This window comes from Flavobacterium sp. SLB02 (genome assembly GCF_009664855.1).
Taxonomy (GTDB): Bacteria; Bacteroidota; Bacteroidia; order Flavobacteriales; family Flavobacteriaceae; genus Flavobacterium.
In genome coordinates this window covers 5,394,018-5,411,538 of the sequence record NZ_CP045928.1, presented here as the reverse complement: position 1 = coordinate 5,411,538, position 17,521 = coordinate 5,394,018, and the positions used below count along the sequence as shown (strand labels likewise).

The 17,521-nt window shown below is 34.0% G+C and carries 19 protein-coding genes; 17 read left to right on the top strand and 2 right to left on the bottom strand.

Annotated features, from left to right (window positions below; genetic code table 11):
* The first annotated feature begins 108 nt into the window (after positions 1-108).
* From GIY83_RS20455 to GIY83_RS20420, 8 genes are all read left to right on the top strand, one after another.
* Positions 109-996: a DMT family transporter gene (locus tag GIY83_RS20455; RefSeq protein WP_194617976.1), complete on the top strand. Its 888-nt coding sequence runs from the start codon at positions 109-111 to the stop codon at positions 994-996.
* Positions 997-1,364: 368 nt separating this feature from the next.
* The gene (locus tag GIY83_RS20450; RefSeq protein WP_194617977.1) at positions 1,365-2,072 is read left to right on the top strand and encodes an HAD family hydrolase; all 708 of its coding nucleotides are present in this window, start codon (positions 1,365-1,367) and stop codon (positions 2,070-2,072) included.
* Complete coding sequence (locus GIY83_RS20445) at positions 2,072-2,701, top strand: chloramphenicol acetyltransferase (protein ID WP_194617978.1); 630 nt, start codon at positions 2,072-2,074, stop codon at positions 2,699-2,701. Before GIY83_RS20450 ends, GIY83_RS20445 begins: the two co-directional genes overlap by 1 nt.
* Before the next feature lie 103 nt (positions 2,702-2,804).
* Complete coding sequence (locus tag GIY83_RS20440; RefSeq protein WP_208683177.1) at positions 2,805-3,932, top strand: OmpA family protein; 1,128 nt, start codon at positions 2,805-2,807, stop codon at positions 3,930-3,932.
* A gap of 208 nt (positions 3,933-4,140) precedes the next feature.
* Positions 4,141-5,586: a hypothetical protein gene (locus GIY83_RS20435; RefSeq protein WP_208683176.1), complete on the top strand. Its 1,446-nt coding sequence runs from the start codon at positions 4,141-4,143 to the stop codon at positions 5,584-5,586.
* Between the two features lie 92 nt (positions 5,587-5,678).
* Positions 5,679-6,197 (top strand): ferritin, encoded by a 519-nt coding sequence (locus GIY83_RS20430; RefSeq protein WP_194617980.1) that lies wholly within the window; start codon positions 5,679-5,681, stop codon positions 6,195-6,197.
* Positions 6,198-6,278: 81 nt separating this feature from the next.
* A complete protein-coding gene (locus GIY83_RS20425; RefSeq protein ID WP_194617981.1) occupies positions 6,279-6,464 on the top strand; it encodes a hypothetical protein in 186 nt (61 codons plus the stop codon).
* Positions 6,465-6,556: 92 nt separating this feature from the next.
* Positions 6,557-7,249, top strand: coding sequence for a DUF2461 domain-containing protein (locus GIY83_RS20420; protein WP_208683175.1), 693 nt, complete (start codon positions 6,557-6,559; stop codon positions 7,247-7,249).
* Positions 7,250-7,330: 81 nt separating this feature from the next.
* On the opposite strand, the gene GIY83_RS20415 is transcribed toward GIY83_RS20420, so the two are convergent.
* Positions 7,331-7,663 carry a single-stranded DNA-binding protein gene (locus tag GIY83_RS20415; protein WP_208683173.1) on the bottom strand — a complete coding sequence of 111 codons (333 nt, stop codon included), beginning with the start codon at positions 7,661-7,663 and terminating at the stop codon, positions 7,331-7,333.
* Positions 7,664-7,804: 141 nt separating this feature from the next.
* Between GIY83_RS20415 and GIY83_RS20410 the strand changes: the two genes are divergently transcribed.
* Genes GIY83_RS20410 through GIY83_RS20395 form a run of 4 tightly spaced genes read left to right on the top strand, consistent with a single transcriptional unit; the run spans position 7,805 to position 12,970 of the window.
* A complete protein-coding gene (locus tag GIY83_RS20410) occupies positions 7,805-9,334 on the top strand; it encodes a carbon-nitrogen hydrolase family protein (protein WP_208683171.1) in 1,530 nt (509 codons plus the stop codon).
* A complete protein-coding gene (locus GIY83_RS20405; RefSeq protein WP_194617984.1) occupies positions 9,331-9,678 on the top strand; it encodes a hypothetical protein in 348 nt (115 codons plus the stop codon). Before GIY83_RS20410 ends, GIY83_RS20405 begins: the two co-directional genes overlap by 4 nt.
* Before the next feature lie 6 nt (positions 9,679-9,684).
* On the top strand, positions 9,685-12,078 hold the full coding sequence (locus GIY83_RS20400) for a M28 family peptidase (protein WP_208683169.1): 2,394 nt from the start codon (positions 9,685-9,687) through the stop codon (positions 12,076-12,078).
* Positions 12,079-12,103: 25 nt separating this feature from the next.
* The gene (locus GIY83_RS20395) at positions 12,104-12,970 is read left to right on the top strand and encodes a lipopolysaccharide assembly protein LapB (protein ID WP_208683167.1); all 867 of its coding nucleotides are present in this window, start codon (positions 12,104-12,106) and stop codon (positions 12,968-12,970) included.
* Between the two features lie 58 nt (positions 12,971-13,028).
* Here GIY83_RS20395 and GIY83_RS20390 read toward each other — a convergent pair whose 3' ends face one another.
* On the bottom strand, positions 13,029-13,424 hold the full coding sequence (locus GIY83_RS20390) for a rhodanese-like domain-containing protein (RefSeq protein ID WP_208683165.1): 396 nt from the start codon (positions 13,422-13,424) through the stop codon (positions 13,029-13,031).
* Positions 13,425-13,570: 146 nt separating this feature from the next.
* On the opposite strand from GIY83_RS20390, the gene GIY83_RS20385 reads away from it, so the two are divergent.
* The 5 genes from GIY83_RS20385 (at position 13,571) to GIY83_RS20365 (ending at position 17,508) form a co-directional block, all read left to right on the top strand.
* On the top strand, positions 13,571-14,473 hold the full coding sequence (locus GIY83_RS20385; protein WP_208683163.1) for a LysR family transcriptional regulator: 903 nt from the start codon (positions 13,571-13,573) through the stop codon (positions 14,471-14,473).
* On the top strand, positions 14,458-14,907 hold the full coding sequence (locus GIY83_RS20380) for a GNAT family N-acetyltransferase (RefSeq protein ID WP_208683161.1): 450 nt from the start codon (positions 14,458-14,460) through the stop codon (positions 14,905-14,907). The genes GIY83_RS20385 and GIY83_RS20380 overlap by 16 nt, the downstream gene beginning before the upstream one ends.
* Before the next feature lie 224 nt (positions 14,908-15,131).
* The gene (locus GIY83_RS20375; RefSeq protein ID WP_208683159.1) at positions 15,132-15,956 is read left to right on the top strand and encodes an SDR family oxidoreductase; all 825 of its coding nucleotides are present in this window, start codon (positions 15,132-15,134) and stop codon (positions 15,954-15,956) included.
* 166 nt (positions 15,957-16,122) lie between these two features.
* Positions 16,123-16,599 carry a methylated-DNA--[protein]-cysteine S-methyltransferase gene (locus GIY83_RS20370; RefSeq protein ID WP_208683157.1) on the top strand — a complete coding sequence of 159 codons (477 nt, stop codon included), beginning with the start codon at positions 16,123-16,125 and terminating at the stop codon, positions 16,597-16,599.
* A gap of 195 nt (positions 16,600-16,794) precedes the next feature.
* On the top strand, positions 16,795-17,508 hold the full coding sequence (locus GIY83_RS20365; protein WP_208683156.1) for a 3'-5' exonuclease: 714 nt from the start codon (positions 16,795-16,797) through the stop codon (positions 17,506-17,508).
* Positions 17,509-17,521 lie beyond the last annotated feature (13 nt).

The following is a 17,521-nucleotide window of genomic DNA, read 5'->3' as shown; positions in this document are numbered from 1 at the left end:
TATTGTATATTCTATAAATTGCGTGAACTTTGCTTCACGCAATTTTACTTTAAAAAAGATTTAAAAACACTTACAAAGTTCATTTTAGTAAGTTCGAAATGCATTACAATGAAAATTACCAAACCAAGATTAGCCCTAATCTGCGGAATACTTTGTATTTCGATATTCCCCATATTGGTTAAACTAAAATTAGCATCTGGATTAATTTCGGCTTTTTATCGCATGTCTATTGCCTTGACTTTACTTTTGCCTTATGTCCTTATTACTAAAAATTTCAAGCTCCCAAAGACAAAATACGTTCTTTTAGCAGCGCTCTGTGGGATTTTATTTGCTTCAGATGTTGCCGTTTGGAATATTGCCATTCAGGATTCAAGTGCTACTCAGGCTTCTTTATTAACAAATCTATCTCCGGTTTGGGTGGGGATTGGTTCTTTTTTCTTTTTAAAATCAAAACCGGCAACCAATTTCTGGATTGGGACCATAGTTTCATTATTCGGAATGATCACTTTGGTGGGGTTTAGCTTTTTTCTGGAATTGAATTTTAATCAGGCCTTTTTATTCGCTGTATTATCCGGAATTCTTTATTCTATTTATCTTTTGGTGAGTAAAAATGTGCTTTCGCATGTTGATGTTCTATCGTTTATGACAATCAATTTAGTGGCTTCAAGTATTTATTTAGGAATACTTTGTTATGCATTAAACGAGTCTTTTACCGGATTCTCAGATACGGGATGGTTTGTATTGGTTCTGCAGGCAGTAATGTGCCAATTGTGTGCATGGCTTTCGATTAGTTATGCCACGCAACACATGCGCGCGACGAGAGTTTCGTTAAGTTTATTGAGTCAGGCGGTAATTACATCTATATTAGCTTGGTTGTTTTTAGAAGAACAAATAACTTTACAAATGGTTTTAGGCGGGATCATTTTGCTATTCGGAATCAGGATTACGTTTTATGATAAGACGATCTCTTTGAAGAAACTGTTTAATAAGGGATAAGATTGAGAAATGGCACGCGGATGACGCGGGTTTAAACGGATTTATTTTTAATTTGTTGCGGAAAGGTTCTCTCGCAGATTGGGCAGATTGGGCAGATTTTTTTTTAAATCATTGTGATTCTTTAATCTCTGGCAAAAGAATTAATGTCAATTAGTGAAATTAGTAGCGAAAAAGCTTCACGCAGATTGAGCAGATTATTTTTTTAATCATTCTACTCCTTTAATCTGTGGCAAAAAAATTAGTGCTAATTCGTGAAATTCGTGGCGAAAAAGCTCCAAGCAGATTAGGCAGATTTTTTTTAATCATTGTAATCCTTTAATCTGTGGCAAAAAAAACCTGAAACAAAACAAACTTGAAACAAAAAACACATGTTACATAGAAACAAAATACCAAACTTAAAAGTAATCGCATTTGATGCTGATGATACTTTATTTGTAAATGAACCTTACTTCGAGGAAACGGAGCATAAATTCTGTGCTTTGATGGAAGATTATCTTTCGCATCAGGGCATTTCGCAGGAATTGTTTAAGATCGAAATTGACAATTTACCTCTATACGGTTACGGAATCAAAGGCTATATTTTGTCGATGATTGAAGCGGCAATGAATATTTCGAACAATACCATCCCGATTGAGGTGATCGAAAAAATCATTCAATACGGAAAAGAATTACTCGAAAAACCAATCGAACTTCTGGATGGAGTCGAAGAAACTTTGCAGGCTTTACACGGAAAATACAAATTGGTTGTTGCCACAAAAGGCGACTTAAAAGACCAGCACAGCAAATTGCACCGCTCTGGTTTGGGGCATTATTTTCACCATATCGAAGTAATGTCAGACAAACAGGAAATCGATTATGAAAAATTATTAGGGCGTTTAGACATTCAGGCACATGAGTTTCTAATGATCGGAAATTCATTAAAATCTGATGTTTTGCCCGTTTTAGGACTTGGAGGTTACGCCGTTCACATTCCGTTTCACACCACTTGGGAACACGAAAAAATTAGTCATAAAGTCGAACACGAACATTTTAGTTCATTCGAAAAAATTACTGAAGTACTTCAGAACTTATCATAATGAAAACACTTTTGGATTTAGAAAACTGGAACAGAAAAGAACATTTCCAGCATTTCAGACAAATGGAAGAGCCTTTTTTTGGTGCAACCGTAGAAATTGATTGTACCCAAGCCTATCAAACGGCAAAAAGCCTTAAAGCTTCTTTCTTTATCTATTATTTACACAAAACATTAGTTGCAGTAAATACAATCGAGAATTTTAAATATCGAATTGCCGATGACAAGATCTATATTAATGATCGTGTTGACGCATCGGCAACAATTGGACGCGAAGATGGCACTTTCGGATTCTCTTTAATCGAATACAATGCTGATTTTAAGATATTCAAACAAAATGCTTTAGCCGAGATTGAGCGCATTCAAAACACAAGCGGGCTTTTTACAAGATCATTCGATGATGACAATCTGATTCATTTCTCTTCAATTCCGTGGTTGAATTTTACTTCGCTTTCGCATGCACGTAATTACACATTTCCTGATAGTTGTCCTAAAATTTCTTTTGGAAAAATGATTACTTCAGCAACCGGAAAAAGAACTATTTCCATGTCGGTACATGTTCATCATGGTTTGATGGATGGTTTGCACATGGGCCAGTTTGTCGATTGTTTTCAAGGGCTCATGAATAATTAAAATCATTTTTTAACCTTATTCTGTTATTATTATGGCTTTTATTGGAAAGTAATTCTTACAATAAATTGTTTGTTTGGGGTGAATTTAAAAATCTCAAATAATAATGAAAAAAATTGTAATTATTCTAGTGTTTTCGCTGGTTTTCAACAACCTACACGCGCAAACAGAAAATAGCGGAAATGACTATAACAAATGGTCGATCGAATTAGCCGGTGGTTTTAACAAACCTCAGCATCCAATGTCTGATAATTATTACACTGCAAGAGTTAGTCCATTTACTGCTGATTTAGGTGTAAGATACATGATGAACAACAAATTTGGTCTAAAAGCTGATTTCGGATACAACAGTTTCACGGATCATGGTAACTCACTTAATTTTGACTCTAAATATTACAGAGTTGATTTACAAGGGGTAGCCAACTTAGGAAGAATCATGAATTTTGAAACATGGACTAAAACTATTGGTTTATTAGGTCATGCCGGTATTGGGGTTGCTCAATTAGAAAATGAAGACTTACATGTAAAAGACAGAATGGATAACTTCATTGCTGGTTTTACAGGTCAAATTAGATTATCAAACCGTATTGCTTTAACAGGTGATGTTACTACGATTGTTAATGCTTTTCAGGATAATACTTTTGACGGAGCAGGTCTTACAAATTCAAGAGGACTTTCAGGGCTTGTGTTCAACGGAACAGTTGGTTTGCAAGTTTACTTAGGTAAAAATGCAAAACATGCTGACTGGACAGTAATTTCTGAGAATGTTGATCTTACAGCATATGACAACAAACTTGCTGAACTTGAAGCTCAGATAAAAAACATCCCATCTAAACAAGTTATCGTAGAAAAACCTGTTACAAACACTGTTGTTGAAAACAAAGATGTTGTTAAAGAAATGATTAATGATAAATATTACAGCGTTTATTTTGACTTTAACAAATCGACTCCAATCGAAAATTCAACTGCTGCGATTGATGTTGTCTTAAGTTATTTAAGAAAAAATCCTTCAGCTAATTTGGATATCCTTGGTTATGCAGATCAGGTTGGTAAGTCAGAATACAACGAGAAATTATCAAATGCAAGAGCTAATAATGTTAAAACTATTTTAGAAAAAGCAGGTATTGCATCTTCTAAATTAAATGTTGTGGCTAATGGAGCTGATACATCAATTCAAAAAGATTCTGAAGAAGCCAGAAGATTGGCAAGAAGAGTTACTTTTAGAGTAAAATAATCTCCCTGACAATAAAAAAATCAAGTCCTAAAGAAAATTTTCTTTAGGACTTTTTTTATACCTTTAAGCTAAGGTAACCTTACTCTTTTTAGTAATAAAAAATAATCCTTTTTAAGAAACACAAAACTTAATTAGTTTCATGAATTCATTTGTACCGGTTACAAAATAAAGCGATAAATTTGGAATGATTATTGTCGATAAAAACCACATGAAAAAATCATTATTTCTATTCTTTCTTCTCCTCTTTAAATCAGCACTGTTTGCCCAAACGGTATTGAATTCTTATCCTTTAGATTTAAAAAAATACGACGAATCCAATCAGATCTTAAATGTTGAGAATACAATAACTCATGATGTCTTTGCTTTTGCAGCCAACACTGAAAAGACTACCATCTTAAAATACAATAGTGCTTTATTTCTAAAGGACGATTTTACGGTTTCGCATAGCAATTTCAAAAACAAATCGATAATTGGGTATAGTTTTAGCGAAGATGGTAATCCCACTTTATATTGGTCTACAGATGATGACACAAGTATTCTGGTCATCAAATATTATTTAGAAACAAAGACTTATAAAGTTTTAATGTTTAAATTTCCTTTTACTACACAGCAAATCATCAACACTTTCCAGAAAAACAATTTATTTTATATCCTTTCAAAAGATCTCAATCAACCTGATTTAAATGTATATACTTTTAAAAACGGGATCGTAGATGAAAAAGAATTTGATTTTTCGCGTTTTACTTTCCAGAACAGGAAAACACAATTCATGACATTCAATCAGGTGATTAATGAAAATCCTATCGAGAAAATCGAATCAGACGAGTACAATCCTTTGGACAAAGGCACCAAAAAAAGCAAAATTTATATGACCAATGATCATTTGATTTTGACATTAGATTATAATCCTAATAAAACCCAGGTGTTTGATCTTAATCTTGAAAACAATAATTTGTCTGAAAAAAACTTTATGCAATCTGCAACTGCAAACGCTAAAAAGTTAAGTAATTCATTTTTCTATAATGATAAAATTTATCAGATCAATGCCAATCAGGATGAACTTCTATTTGATGTAAAAGATTATAATTCCGGAACAACAGTAAAAAGTTTTAAGGTCTCAAAAAATGATACTATTCGTTTTAAAAGTTCGCCTTTGCTAATACAACGTGATATACAGAAACCAAAAGAATTAAAAAAAACGAGCAAGTTTTTGCAACGCCTTTCTTATTTAGACATAGGTTTATCTGTTTTCAAAAATAGCCAGAATACGTTGGTAACTTTAGGCGGAGTGCCAAGAATTGAAAGAATGTATTATACCGTAAATGATGAATTATACAGTTGGAATTATGCTCAGACTTTCAACTCCGAAAGTGTTTTCTTCGAAAGTACCTTAGATCGTAATTTTGAATTCGTTAATCCGCAGCAACAGCCTTTGGCAGCTGATAATATTAATTATTTTTTAGATCAAAACAGAAAAGCAACATTGCCAAGTATATTAAAATTTAAAAATTATTACATTCTGGGATATTATGATACTGCTTTAAAACAATATGTCATGCGAAAATTCACAGACGGATTTATTCCTGAAGAACCTTCAAATCCTATCATTGACAAAGCTGTTTTTTCGAAATCTTTTCCGGCTGACAAACCTTAAATTATTGAGAATTAATACAAATGCCTTCTGTTTGTCGATTTCAAAAAACCTGAACCGATTATTTTTTCTAACTTTACAAAAAAGTCATCATTATGTTATCGAAAAATATTGAAGCAGCTTTAAACAAGCAAATTCGCATAGAGGCAGAATCTTCGCAAACCTACCTTTCTATGGCTTGTTGGGCTGAAGTACACGGATTAGAGGGGATTGCACAATTTATGTATACCCAATCAGACGAAGAGCGCGCACATATGCTTAAACTAGTTAAGTATATCAACGAACGCGGAGGTCACGCTCAGATTACCGATCTTAAAGCGCCAAAAACATCTTATTCTACATTCAAAGAAATGTTTGAAACCCTTTACAACCATGAGATTTTTGTTTCAGAATCTATCAATGAATTGGTACATATTACTTTTTCAGAAAAAGATTATGCAACACATAATTTCTTACAATGGTATGTAGCAGAACAAATCGAGGAAGAAGCAACAGCTAAATCTATCTTAGATAAAATCAACTTGATTGGTGATGATAAAGGTGGTCTTTACTTGTTTGACCGTGATATTCAGCAATTAACGGTGACCAGCTCTATTGCTATTAACCCAAAATAAAAAAAGTTAAAGTTTATTTAGAATACTTAAAAATAACTATTTTCTTTTATATTTGCTTCTGTTTTTAAATACGGAGGAAAATTGGGCAAGAAAGAAAAAGATAAGGACAAGAAAAAGGACAAAAAGAAAAAGAAGAAGAAAGAGCTCCTTGACAAGATTAAAAACTTGGAAAACTGCAAATCTTCTTGTTGTGAGAAATATAAAAAAAGCGAAAAGAAACGCTGCTCGCGTTGTCCTATGTTTGATTTATTCAAAAAAACTGCTTAACTAAAATATATAAAACCCACCAAGAAATTTGGTGGGTTTTTAGTTTAAAGTATAATTTTCTTTTTATTTTAATAATACCAACCAATTCAATTATGAAAAACAACATTATCATACCCAAATCCAGCCTTGATTTTTTGACCCAGCTCAAAGAAAACAATAACAAGCCATGGTTTGAAGAAAATAAGCCTCAATATCTAAAAGAACTCAATCATATAGAAACCTTTGCAGGTGCCCTACTACATGAACTTTCTAAAACTGATGTTTTAGAAACCTCTTCGGGCAAAAAAAGTGTATACAGAATTTATCGTGATATTCGATTTTCTAAAGACAAAACTCCTTTTAAAACCTTTTGGGGCGGCAGCTATACCAGAGCAACAAGTGCAAGACGTGGCGGCTATTATTTTCATATCGAAAAAGGAAACAGTTTTTTTGCAGGTGGCTTTTGGGGGCCAAATGCTGCAGACTTAAAACGAATACGAAGCGAATTTGCCCACGATGCCGAACCCATGAAGAAAATATTACAATCAAAATCGTTTGTAAAAACCTTTGGAACCTTACAAGGCGAACAACTCAAAACAGCACCAAAAGGTTATGAGATCACTCACGAAGCCATCGATTTGCTTCGCTACAAACAGTTTTTGATTATCAAACGTTTTACAGATGACGAAGTTTTGAGTCCGCTATTTTTAGAACAGGCTTTAGACACTTGTAAAAATATGAGACCGTTTTTCGACTATATGAGCGAAATACTTTCAACGGATAGTAATGGTGCTTCTCTTTTATAATTGCATTTTGATCCAAAATTAAACCCGGCAGATTTTAAAAATCTGTCGGGTTTGCTAAATACTTTCAAATCTGGTTAAACGTTATCTGCTAAGCAATAAAATCTCATTGACAATAACTTCGATCACATATCTTTTTTCACCGTTTTTATTGTCATAACTTCTGTGGGTTAGTTTTCCTTCCACAGCGACTTCCTTCCCTTTCACCACATATTTTTCGATAATATCAGCAGTTTTTCCCCAGGCGGTCACACGATGCCATTCGGTTTGTTCTACTTTTTCACCTTTATCATTGGTGTATTTCTCATTTGTAGCAATAGTCAAATAGGCTAATTTTCTTCCACTGTCTAAAGTTCTGACGTCCGGATCATTTCCTGCGTTACCAATTAATTGTACTCTGTTTTTCATTGCATTCATGGCGTATAATATTTAAATGTTCGTATATCAAATTCAACATGGCAAAGATGCGACAGGTTCAAAAAATAATCGGTTGTAACTATTTGTAAACGTTTGTAAATGGAAATGTTTTTCCGTATATTTAACAAAAATCATACTACAATGCAAACAAAAATCAATAAAGTCGAATTAAGAAATTTAGAATTCGACGACTATCAGCAGTTAAAAAATTCAATGGTAGAATCGTATCCAGAAATGGCGAATTCATACTGGAGATCTAATGATATAAAAAAATTACTCTCAATATTCCCTGAAGGCCAACTGGTTATACTAGTTGACGGTATAGTTGTAGGATCAGCATTATCGCTAATTGTCGATGAAAAATTAGTAGACAAAAGACACAATTACAGACAAATTATTGGAGATTATACTTTTTCAACCCATAATCCTGATGGGGAAATATTGTACGGTATAGACGTTTTTATCCATCCTAATTATCGCGGTTTGCGTTTAGGCCGCCGTTTATATGATGCACGTAAAGAACTTTGCGAGCAATTAAACCTGAAAGCCATTGTTTTTGCAGGAAGAATTCCAAATTATTCTCAACATGCAAAAAAGATGACGCCAAAATTGTATATCGATAAAGTAAAACATAAAGAATTACACGATCCGGTACTTTCCTTTCAGTTGAGTAATGATTTTCACGTTTTACGAATTATCAAAAATTACCTTGAAGGCGACGAAGAATCTAAAGAATTTGCTGTGCTTTTAGAATGGAATAACGTTTACTATGACGAAAGTCCGAAATTAATTAATCTTGAAAAAAGCGTTATTCGTTTAGGATTGGTACAATGGCAAATGCGCCAGCTGAATAATCTGGAAGAATTTTTTGAACAATCAGAATTTTTTATCGATGTCGTTTCAGGTTATGGGGCCGATTTTGCTTTGTTTCCGGAACTTTTTATTGCGCCTTTAATGGCCGATTACAATCACTTATCTGAGGCCGAAGCCATTCGGGAACTTGCTCGATATTCTGATCCCATCAGAAAACGTTTTCAGGAATTTGCCATTTCTTATAACATCAATATCATTACCGGAAGCATGCCCTTTTTAGATAATGGGAACTTGTACAACGTAGGTTTTTTATGCAAAAGAGACGGAACATCAGAAATGTATACCAAAATTCACGTTACGCCAAATGAAGTGCAACATTGGGGAATGAAAGGCGGATCTCACTTTAAAACCTTTGATACTGATTGCGGCAAAATTGGAATCCTGATTTGTTATGATGTTGAGTTTCCGGAACTTTCCAGAATAATGTCAGATGAAGGAATGAACATTTTATTTGTACCTTTTTTAACCGATACTCAAAATGCTTATACACGTGTAAAACATTGTTCTCAGGCACGCGCGATCGAAAATGAGTGTTATGTAGCCATAGCAGGTTGCGTTGGAAATTTACCTAAAGTGAATAATATGGACATTCAATACGCACAAGCTTCTGTATTTACACCATCGGATTTTGCTTTTCCGAGTAATGGTATAAAAGCCGAGGCAACACCAAACACTGAAATGACATTGATCGTTGACGTTGACTTAAATTTATTAAAGCAGCTTCATGAACATGGAAGTGTACGAATTTTGAAAGACAGACGAAGGGATTTGTACGAGATTAAAAAGCTAGTCCCATGAAAACATGTCTTGAATGTTCCGAAAAACTTGTAGGCCGCGAAGACAAAAAATTCTGTTCAGACAGCTGTAGAAATGCCTACAACAATAAAATAAATAAAGACAGCACTAATTTCATGCGTAATGTAAACAACAAATTACGAAAAAATTACCGTATTTTGTGTGAGTTAAATACTGATGGAAAATCTAAAGCAACAAGGGATAAAATGATCAATAAAGGTTTTGATTTCGAATTCTTTACCAATATCTTGCAGACCAAAACAGGAAATACCTACTATTTCCTATATGATCAGGGATATCGATCTTTGGACAATGATTATTTTATGCTTGTTAAAAAAGAAATATAATACGTAATGAAGAAAAACCCCACCTCAATTCTGGCCATAGTCTGCATTTTAGCAATTCTTGGCATTATATACGCCTCGATGATGCCGCAATGGATCTCAAAAGATGAAGAAGCACTTGCTGATTTTTCTACCGAAAGAGCACTCAACCAAGTCGAAATTATTGCGCAAAAACCACATTATGTTGGTTCTACCAATCATGAACTGGTTGCCAATTACCTTAAACTTGAACTCAATCGAATTGGACTGGAAACCTCTATTCAGGAAGGTTTTACACTCAACGACAAAGGGCTTTTAGTAAAATCTAAAAATATTCTGGCCCGCATAAAAGGAACTGATAGCTCAAAAGCGCTATTGCTTTTATCCCATTACGACAGTGCTCCACATTCATTTTCTAAGGGAGCAAGCGACGATGCCTCAGGAGTTGCGACTATATTAGAAGGAATTCGTGCTTTTTTATACGCCAAGCAGCCCCATAAAAACGATATTATCATTCTTTTTTCTGATGCCGAAGAATTGGGCTTAAACGGAGCCGCTCTTTTTGTGAATAAGCATCCATGGGCAAAAGACGTTGGACTTGTCATCAATTTTGAGGCAAGAGGTTCTTCCGGACCAAGTTATATGTTAATGGAAACCAACAAAGGAAACAAAGCTCTTGTAAAAGAATTTGCAAATGCAAAAGCACAATATCCGGTTTCGAATTCGCTGATGTACAGTATTTATAAAATGCTTCCTAACGATACTGATTTAACCGTTTTTAGAGAACAGGGAAATATTCAGGGTTTCAATTTTGCCTTTATCGACGGACATTATAATTATCATACGCAACAAGATGATGTTCAGCATTTAAGCAAAACAACACTAAAACATCAGGGAACATATTTAATGCCTTTATTAAAATATTTTTCGAATGTTGATTTAAATGAAACCAATTCTACAGAAGATGATGTTTACTTTAGCGTTCCGTTCTCTTTCATAAGTTATCCTTTTACATGGGTTTTCCCAATGACGATCATTGCTTTAGGCTTATTGATTCTTTTTATTTTTATTGGAAAAGCCAAGCGTGTCATTACCTTCAGGGAAATTTTCAGAGGATTTGTGCCTCTTTTAGGCGCCATCACGATCTCAGGATTAGTTACCTTTTTAGGATGGAAAATTCTACTTCAAATTTATCCGCAATACTCAGATCTTCTTAACGGATTTACTTATAATGGTCATGCTTACATTGGGGCTTTTGTAACACTAAGTATTGCCATTTCTTTTGCTTTCTATCATCATTTTTCAGAAGCAAAAATTACAATGAACCATTTTGTAGCACCTTTGCTGCTTTGGATTATCATCAATGCATTTTTAGCCAATAGTTTAACCGGCGCTGGTTTCCTGATTATTCCAGTTTATTTTGGAATTCTGTTATTCGGAATCTTTGTCATTACGCAGCACTATAGTTTAGGATTGAATTTATTATTCAGTATTCCTGCATTAGCCATTATTGCGCCTTTCATCGTTATGTTTCCCGTTGGTTTAGGTTTAAAAATTCTTTTTGGAAGCTCGATTCTAACCGTTTTACTTTTCGGATTATTACTTCCCGTATTTGGTGACTTCTTTAAAAAAGGAGCCTGGACGATGTTCTTCTTTGCCGTTTCAATCGGATTCTTTATCTATGCCGGTTACCACTCAGGTTATCAACATGGAGAAGCAAAATCAAACAGTTTATTATATGTTTATAATGCCAATACCAACTCAGCAGTATGGACCACTTATGATGTCAATTTAGACGAATGGACAAAAACCTATTTGGGAGAAAAAAACCAAAAAGCCGTTGGTTTAAATTCATTACCGCTAGCAAGCAAATACAATTCTGGCTTTACTTACAGCGCAATTGCTCCTGTTATTGATATTCCAAAACCAACGATTGCTTTCTTAAAAGACAGTGCTGTAGGCAATAACAGATATTTAAAAATTAAAATTACTCCAAACAGAAAAGTAAATCGTTACGATATTTATGCGAATCCTAAAATGACATTTTTTAATTTTAAAGCTAATGGTGTCGCAACTTCAGGAGAAAAAGGAAACCGTCTGGAAAGAGATGGCGGAAAAATATTGTGTTATTATGTTGTAGGCAACGAACCACTTGTCATGGATTTCTACATCAATAAATCATCTGTTTTTGATATGGATTTAATTGAAAGTTCTTTCGATCTAATGACCAATCCGCTGCTACAAATAAAACCTCGAAGCGACTGGATGATGCCTACTCCTTTTGTTTTAAATGATGCAGTTTTAATTCAGCAAAAAATAAAAAAATATACAGCACCGGTAGCTACTCTTGCGCCTGCAACCGCAGTAAAAGACAGTACTGTTATTGCAAAAGACAGTTTAAAACCTGTTGTAAAACCAGAATAAATACAATTTTTCTAACCTAACCATTATGAAGAAAAGATTTCTGCTTTTTATTACTTTAAGTTTTTTCAATGCTAAGAGTCAGACCTTAGAAGAAAAAATAGCCGCAAAAGCCTGCACTTGTCTGGAAAAAGGCAAAGAAGTAAATGAAGAGATCTACCGGAATTGTTTGACCAATTCAATGGCAGAAGTGGTTTTAAAAGATAAAGATGCAAAATCAAGAGAAGGGATTAGTACGGTAGAAGGAATCAAGAGTTTGCTTCAAAAATCAGATGAGACTATTTCCAAAACCTGTTCGAAATTTTTACCAAAAGCACCTGAAAACAAAGCAGATATTTATTATAACGATTCTAAAAACAAAGAGGCACAGAATTCCTATACCGTTGCAAAAGATTTTATGCTTGCTAAAAATTACAAATTAGCAATCGAAGGTTTGCAAATTGCATTAAAACAAGATCCTAATTTTGTTTTGGCACTTGATGATATTGCAGTTTGCTACAGACAATTGGAGGATTACGATAATGCCATAAAATATTATAAAAAATCATTGGATATCTATCCCGAAGGCGAATATGCCTTAATGAATATTGGAGTAGTTTATTCGCTAAAATCAGATTACAAAACGGCAATCGATTATTACGAAAGGCTCATAAAATACCAACCCAACAATGCCGAAGGATATTTTGGAGCAGGAAAAAACTATTTGCAAATAAACAATGACGAAAAAGCATTGAATGATATATTTATAGCGCACAGAATCTACAGCGCAGATAAATCAGAATATACAAAAGACACCGAAATGATTATGGGGGCTATTTATCAAAAAATGGTAAAAGAAAACAAAGAAAGCATTTTCAAAAAAATTGCGGCAGAAAATAATATTGTCATCGAATAGTGCTGATAAAAATTATAAAAAAGGGCAAACTTTACATCTAAAGTTTGCCCTTTTTTCTTTAACAGGCGCATTCAATCTTTAAACCTGCTTTTTGGCCGTTTGTGCCTTCTGTCGCATATCCGTCAAACTTCCACCATTCTATTCCTCCCATTAATTCTTTTACTTTAAAACCTAATTTAGCCATATTCAAAGCGCCTCTTGTTGAGGCATTACAACCAATTCCGTCGCAATACGTCACATACAAAACTTCTTTGTCCAGATGTTTGGTACTTTCTACCGTCATTTCACGATGTGGAATATTAATAGCTGTTGGAATATGTTCAGCTTCAAAACCAAATGCTTTTCTTGCATCGATTACAATTACTTTTTCGCCATTGTTCAAGGCATCAAACAAATCAGAAGGATCCATTTCGAAAGCCAGTTTGTTTTCGTAGTGTTTAATTTGTGCTTCCATTTTTACCGTTTTTAAGGTTTTATTTTTTCAAAAGTAACGCAACAACACATTCTATAAAAGCGAAAAGAATTCATCAACTTGATTACTTTTTTTCATAGAAAACCCAGTCTAAAATTTTGTTCCTTTGTATTCTAATTCCCAAAAAAATGGAAATCCGTCATTTACGTTTAATAAAAGCAATTGTTGAAGAAGGAAGTATCACCAAAGCGATAGACAAATTGCATTTGACGCAATCGGCCTTAAGCCACCAACTCAAAGAAGCCGAATATCAATTAGGTACTCCTGTTTTTTTGAGAACCAATAAAAAACTGGTTTTAACCAAAGCCGGCGAGAAAATCTACGAACTGGCCAATGAAATTCTGGAGAAACTCTCGCAAACCGAATCTCAAATCAAGCAAATGGTATATGGCGAACATGGTGAAATAAGAATTAGTACCGAATGTTTTTCGAGTTATCACTGGCTGCCACCGGTTTTAAAACAATTTCATCTTTTATATCCGAATGTTGAACTGAAAATTGTCACCGAAGCCACTCATATTCCGCTGCAAAAGTTATTAGAAAACACCATTGATATTGCCATTATCAGCGATCAGATCAAAGACAGTAATATCAAATATATTGAACTTTTTCAGGACGAAGTCGTTATGGCGGTTTCTGAAAACCATGCCTGGGCGAATAAAAAGTACGTTGTTGCCGAAGATTTTATCAACGAACATTTATTGATTCATTCCCTGCCCATGGAAACCGTTACGATTCATCAGTTTATTTTGGCTCCAGCCAAAGTAACTCCAAAGAAAATTACTCCTCTCCCATTGACTGAAGCTTCTCTGGAAATGGTTAAAGCCGATATGGGCGTAATGTCGATGGCAAAATGGGCCTTGTTACCACATTTAAAAAATAATCCAATTAAAGCCATTAAAATTGGAAAAAATGGTTTGAAAAGAAAACACTTTATTGCCATTCGCGAAAACGAGCAATATCCGGATTACTTTTATCATTTTATCACCTTTTTACAAAACGAAATCAATCTGCAATGGAATATTCAATAAGAAAGTGCGAAGTATCAGATTTGCCAAAACTTGTCATTTTATGTCAAAAACATGCCGAATATGAAAAAGCCGATTATTTTCCTGAAGGAAAAGAAGAAGGTTTGAAAAAAGAGCTATTTAGTGAGCATCCAAAATTAAATTGTTTAGTAGTTGCTACTGATAATGATATTGTAGGATATGTCTCTTATACTTTTGATTTTTCAACCTGGAGCGCCGGTGATTTCTTATATATGGATTGTCTCTATTTGGAAGAAAATGTCAGAAACTGTGGAATTGGTGAAGTCTTAATCAACAAACTAAAAGAAATTGGAAAAGAGAAAAACTGCGTCAATATGCAATGGCGAACTCCTCAATTTAATGAAAGGGCAATAAAGTTTTACAACAGAATTGGTGCAAAAGGAAAAGAGAAAATCTGTTTCTTTTTAGATTTGTAATACAACGTGCGCAAAATTTAATCTCGCAAAGGCGCGAAGTCGCAAAGAAAAAGACATTAATGTAAAATATAAATACGAAAAAAGGCTTTAGCCAAACGAATATTGATTTGGCTAAAGCCCTTTTCCTATTCAAATTTTATTTCTCCAGCTAAAGCTGGAGACTATTCAAAAAAACTTTGCGACTTCGCGCCTTCGAGATTATCATTCAAAGCAAACTTAAAAAAATGAAAAAAATAAGCATATTAGGCTGCGGCTGGCTAGGTTTTCCTTTGGCAAAAAAGCTAATCAAAAAAGGACATTCCGTAAACGGATCTACAACTTCTGAGAATAAACTTGTTGTTTTAGAAAATGCAGGAATAAATCCGTTTTTGGTAGCACTTGAAAGTGAAAGTGTTTCAGAAAGCATACATGATTTTCTTGACAATAGCGAAATCTTAATCATTGATATTCCACCTAAATTACGAGGAGCTAATGCTGATTCATCGCATTCTTCACGAAAGATTTTTGTAGAAAAAATAGAAAATTTAATTCCGTTTATAGAAAAATCAACGGTAAAAAAAGTACTTTTTGTGAGCTCAACCTCTGTTTACGGAGACGAAAACGGAGTTATTACAGAAGAAACGATTCCGAATCCTGAAACCGAAAGTGGCAAACAATTGCTTTTGGCGGAAACTCTTTTACAAGACAATCAAAACTTCCAAACGACAATTTTACGCTTTGGCGGATTAATTGGCGAAGATCGTCATCCGGTTAAATTTCTTGCCGGAAAAGAAAACCTCGAAAACCCGGACGCCCCAGTAAACTTAATTCACCAAAAGGATTGTATCAAAATCATTGAAGCAATCATCAATCAGTCAAAATGGAATGAAGTTTTCAACGCCGTTGCGCCTTTTCATCCCACAAGACAAGAATATTATACTCAAAAAGCTAAAGAACAAACCTTGATTTTACCGAAGTTTATTGATGAAAAATCGAATATCAAAAAGACAATTTCAAGCGAAAAATTAGAAAACAATTTAAAGTATCAGTTTAACATAGAAAACTATTAAACCTTTTTTTAACCATATAAGTTATATAAGTTCATTTAAACCAAACTGCAAAGCTTTTTTTGATCTCTAAACAAAGCGCATAAAACTTAAATTTACTTATATAACTTACATGGTTTAAAAAACTTTGCGAACTTTGCGTAAACCCTTTGCGGTTAAATAAAAAACTATGGAAACAGTCTATATCAATTCACCTTTAGGAATCACCAAAATTGTTGGAGATGAAAACGGCGTTTCTGTAATTTCCGTTTCAGATGTTGGTACAAATGAAGTTTCTAAAGAAATTCCGGAAGTTTTAAAAGAAGCCGTTTCGCAACTTGAGGAATACTTCGACAAAAAGAGAACCGATTTCGATTTCAAACTAAACCCAAAAGGAACTGAATTTCAGCAAAAAGTTTGGAAATCCTTATTAGAGATTCCATACGGAAAAACAGTAAGTTATATGGATCAAACCAAAAAACTGGGCGATGTAAAAGCGATTCGTGCCGTTGCATCGGCCAATGGTAAAAATCCGTTATGGATTGTGGTTCCCTGCCATCGAGTTATTGGCACAAATGGTTCCTTAACAGGTTACGCTGGCGGTTTATCCCGTAAAAAATGGCTAATCGAACACGAAAACCCAACTATACAACAGAGCTTGTTCTAGTTTTTTCGTTTGCCACGAATTACACTAATTACACTAATTTTTTCTCTATTAACCTTCTTAATCATCATACTTTATTTAAGAAAATTCATTCAACAAAATAACTTGTATTAGATAAAAATCAAATTTGTGTATATTTATAACGGAAAAGAATTAGTGTAATTTGTGAAATTCGTGGCAAAAAACATTGCAAAAAATATGATTGAAAAAATAAACCTCAATAACATTTTATTTCTGGATATAGAAACTGTTCCGGAAGAAGAGAATTTCAATTCACTTGATGCGGAAATGCAATCGCTTTGGGATCATAAAACACAATACCAACGTAAAGAAGAATTTACACCAGAAGAATTTTACGATCGTGCCGGAATTTGGGCAGAATTCGGGAAGATTGTTTGTATTTCTGTTGGTTATTTTACTATCAAAGGAGATATCAGGAATTTTAGAGTTACTTCGTTTTTTGGTGACGAGAAGAAAATTCTAAAAGACTTTAATAATCTAATAAACAATCACTTTCACCAGCCTCAACATCTTTTATGCGGACATAACGCCAAAGAATTTGACATTCCGTTTATTGCCCGACGCATGATTATCAACCAAATTGCGATTCCGGACAAACTGAATTTATTCGGCAAGAAACCTTGGGAAATTCCGCATTTGGATACTTTAGAATTATGGAAATTTGGTGATTACAAACACTTTACATCCTTAAAATTATTAACAAAAATTCTGGGAGTTCCATCTCCAAAAGGCGATATCGACGGAAGTCAGGTAGCTCATGTGTTTTATGTAGAGAAAGATATTGACCGAATTGTTACTTATTGCGAAAAAGATACCATTGCTGTGGCTCAGATTTTCCTGCGTTTACGCCGTGAAGATTTATTGATTGATGAAGAAATTATTCATGTTTAAGAGGAAGGTACAA

Coding starts and splice junctions, on each gene's coding strand:
- GIY83_RS20385 (WP_208683163.1), top strand. CDS start 13,571: ATGGAAATCCGTCATTTACGTTTAATAAAAGCAATTGTTGAAGAAGGA.
- GIY83_RS20440 (WP_208683177.1), top strand. CDS start 2,805: ATGAAAAAAATTGTAATTATTCTAGTGTTTTCGCTGGTTTTCAACAAC.
- GIY83_RS20370 (WP_208683157.1), top strand. CDS start 16,123: ATGGAAACAGTCTATATCAATTCACCTTTAGGAATCACCAAAATTGTT.
- GIY83_RS20400 (WP_208683169.1), top strand. CDS start 9,685: ATGAAGAAAAACCCCACCTCAATTCTGGCCATAGTCTGCATTTTAGCA.
- GIY83_RS20445 (WP_194617978.1), top strand. CDS start 2,072: ATGAAAACACTTTTGGATTTAGAAAACTGGAACAGAAAAGAACATTTC.
- GIY83_RS20415 (WP_208683173.1), bottom strand. CDS start 7,663: ATGAATGCAATGAAAAACAGAGTACAATTAATTGGTAACGCAGGAAAT.
- GIY83_RS20410 (WP_208683171.1), top strand. CDS start 7,805: ATGCAAACAAAAATCAATAAAGTCGAATTAAGAAATTTAGAATTCGAC.
- GIY83_RS20390 (WP_208683165.1), bottom strand. CDS start 13,424: ATGGAAGCACAAATTAAACACTACGAAAACAAACTGGCTTTCGAAATG.
- GIY83_RS20380 (WP_208683161.1), top strand. CDS start 14,458: ATGGAATATTCAATAAGAAAGTGCGAAGTATCAGATTTGCCAAAACTT.
- GIY83_RS20435 (WP_208683176.1), top strand. CDS start 4,141: ATGAAAAAATCATTATTTCTATTCTTTCTTCTCCTCTTTAAATCAGCA.
- GIY83_RS20420 (WP_208683175.1), top strand. CDS start 6,557: ATGAAAAACAACATTATCATACCCAAATCCAGCCTTGATTTTTTGACC.
- GIY83_RS20455 (WP_194617976.1), top strand. CDS start 109: ATGAAAATTACCAAACCAAGATTAGCCCTAATCTGCGGAATACTTTGT.
- GIY83_RS20375 (WP_208683159.1), top strand. CDS start 15,132: ATGAAAAAAATAAGCATATTAGGCTGCGGCTGGCTAGGTTTTCCTTTG.
- GIY83_RS20395 (WP_208683167.1), top strand. CDS start 12,104: ATGAAGAAAAGATTTCTGCTTTTTATTACTTTAAGTTTTTTCAATGCT.
- GIY83_RS20405 (WP_194617984.1), top strand. CDS start 9,331: ATGAAAACATGTCTTGAATGTTCCGAAAAACTTGTAGGCCGCGAAGAC.
- GIY83_RS20430 (WP_194617980.1), top strand. CDS start 5,679: ATGTTATCGAAAAATATTGAAGCAGCTTTAAACAAGCAAATTCGCATA.
- GIY83_RS20365 (WP_208683156.1), top strand. CDS start 16,795: ATGATTGAAAAAATAAACCTCAATAACATTTTATTTCTGGATATAGAA.
- GIY83_RS20450 (WP_194617977.1), top strand. CDS start 1,365: ATGTTACATAGAAACAAAATACCAAACTTAAAAGTAATCGCATTTGAT.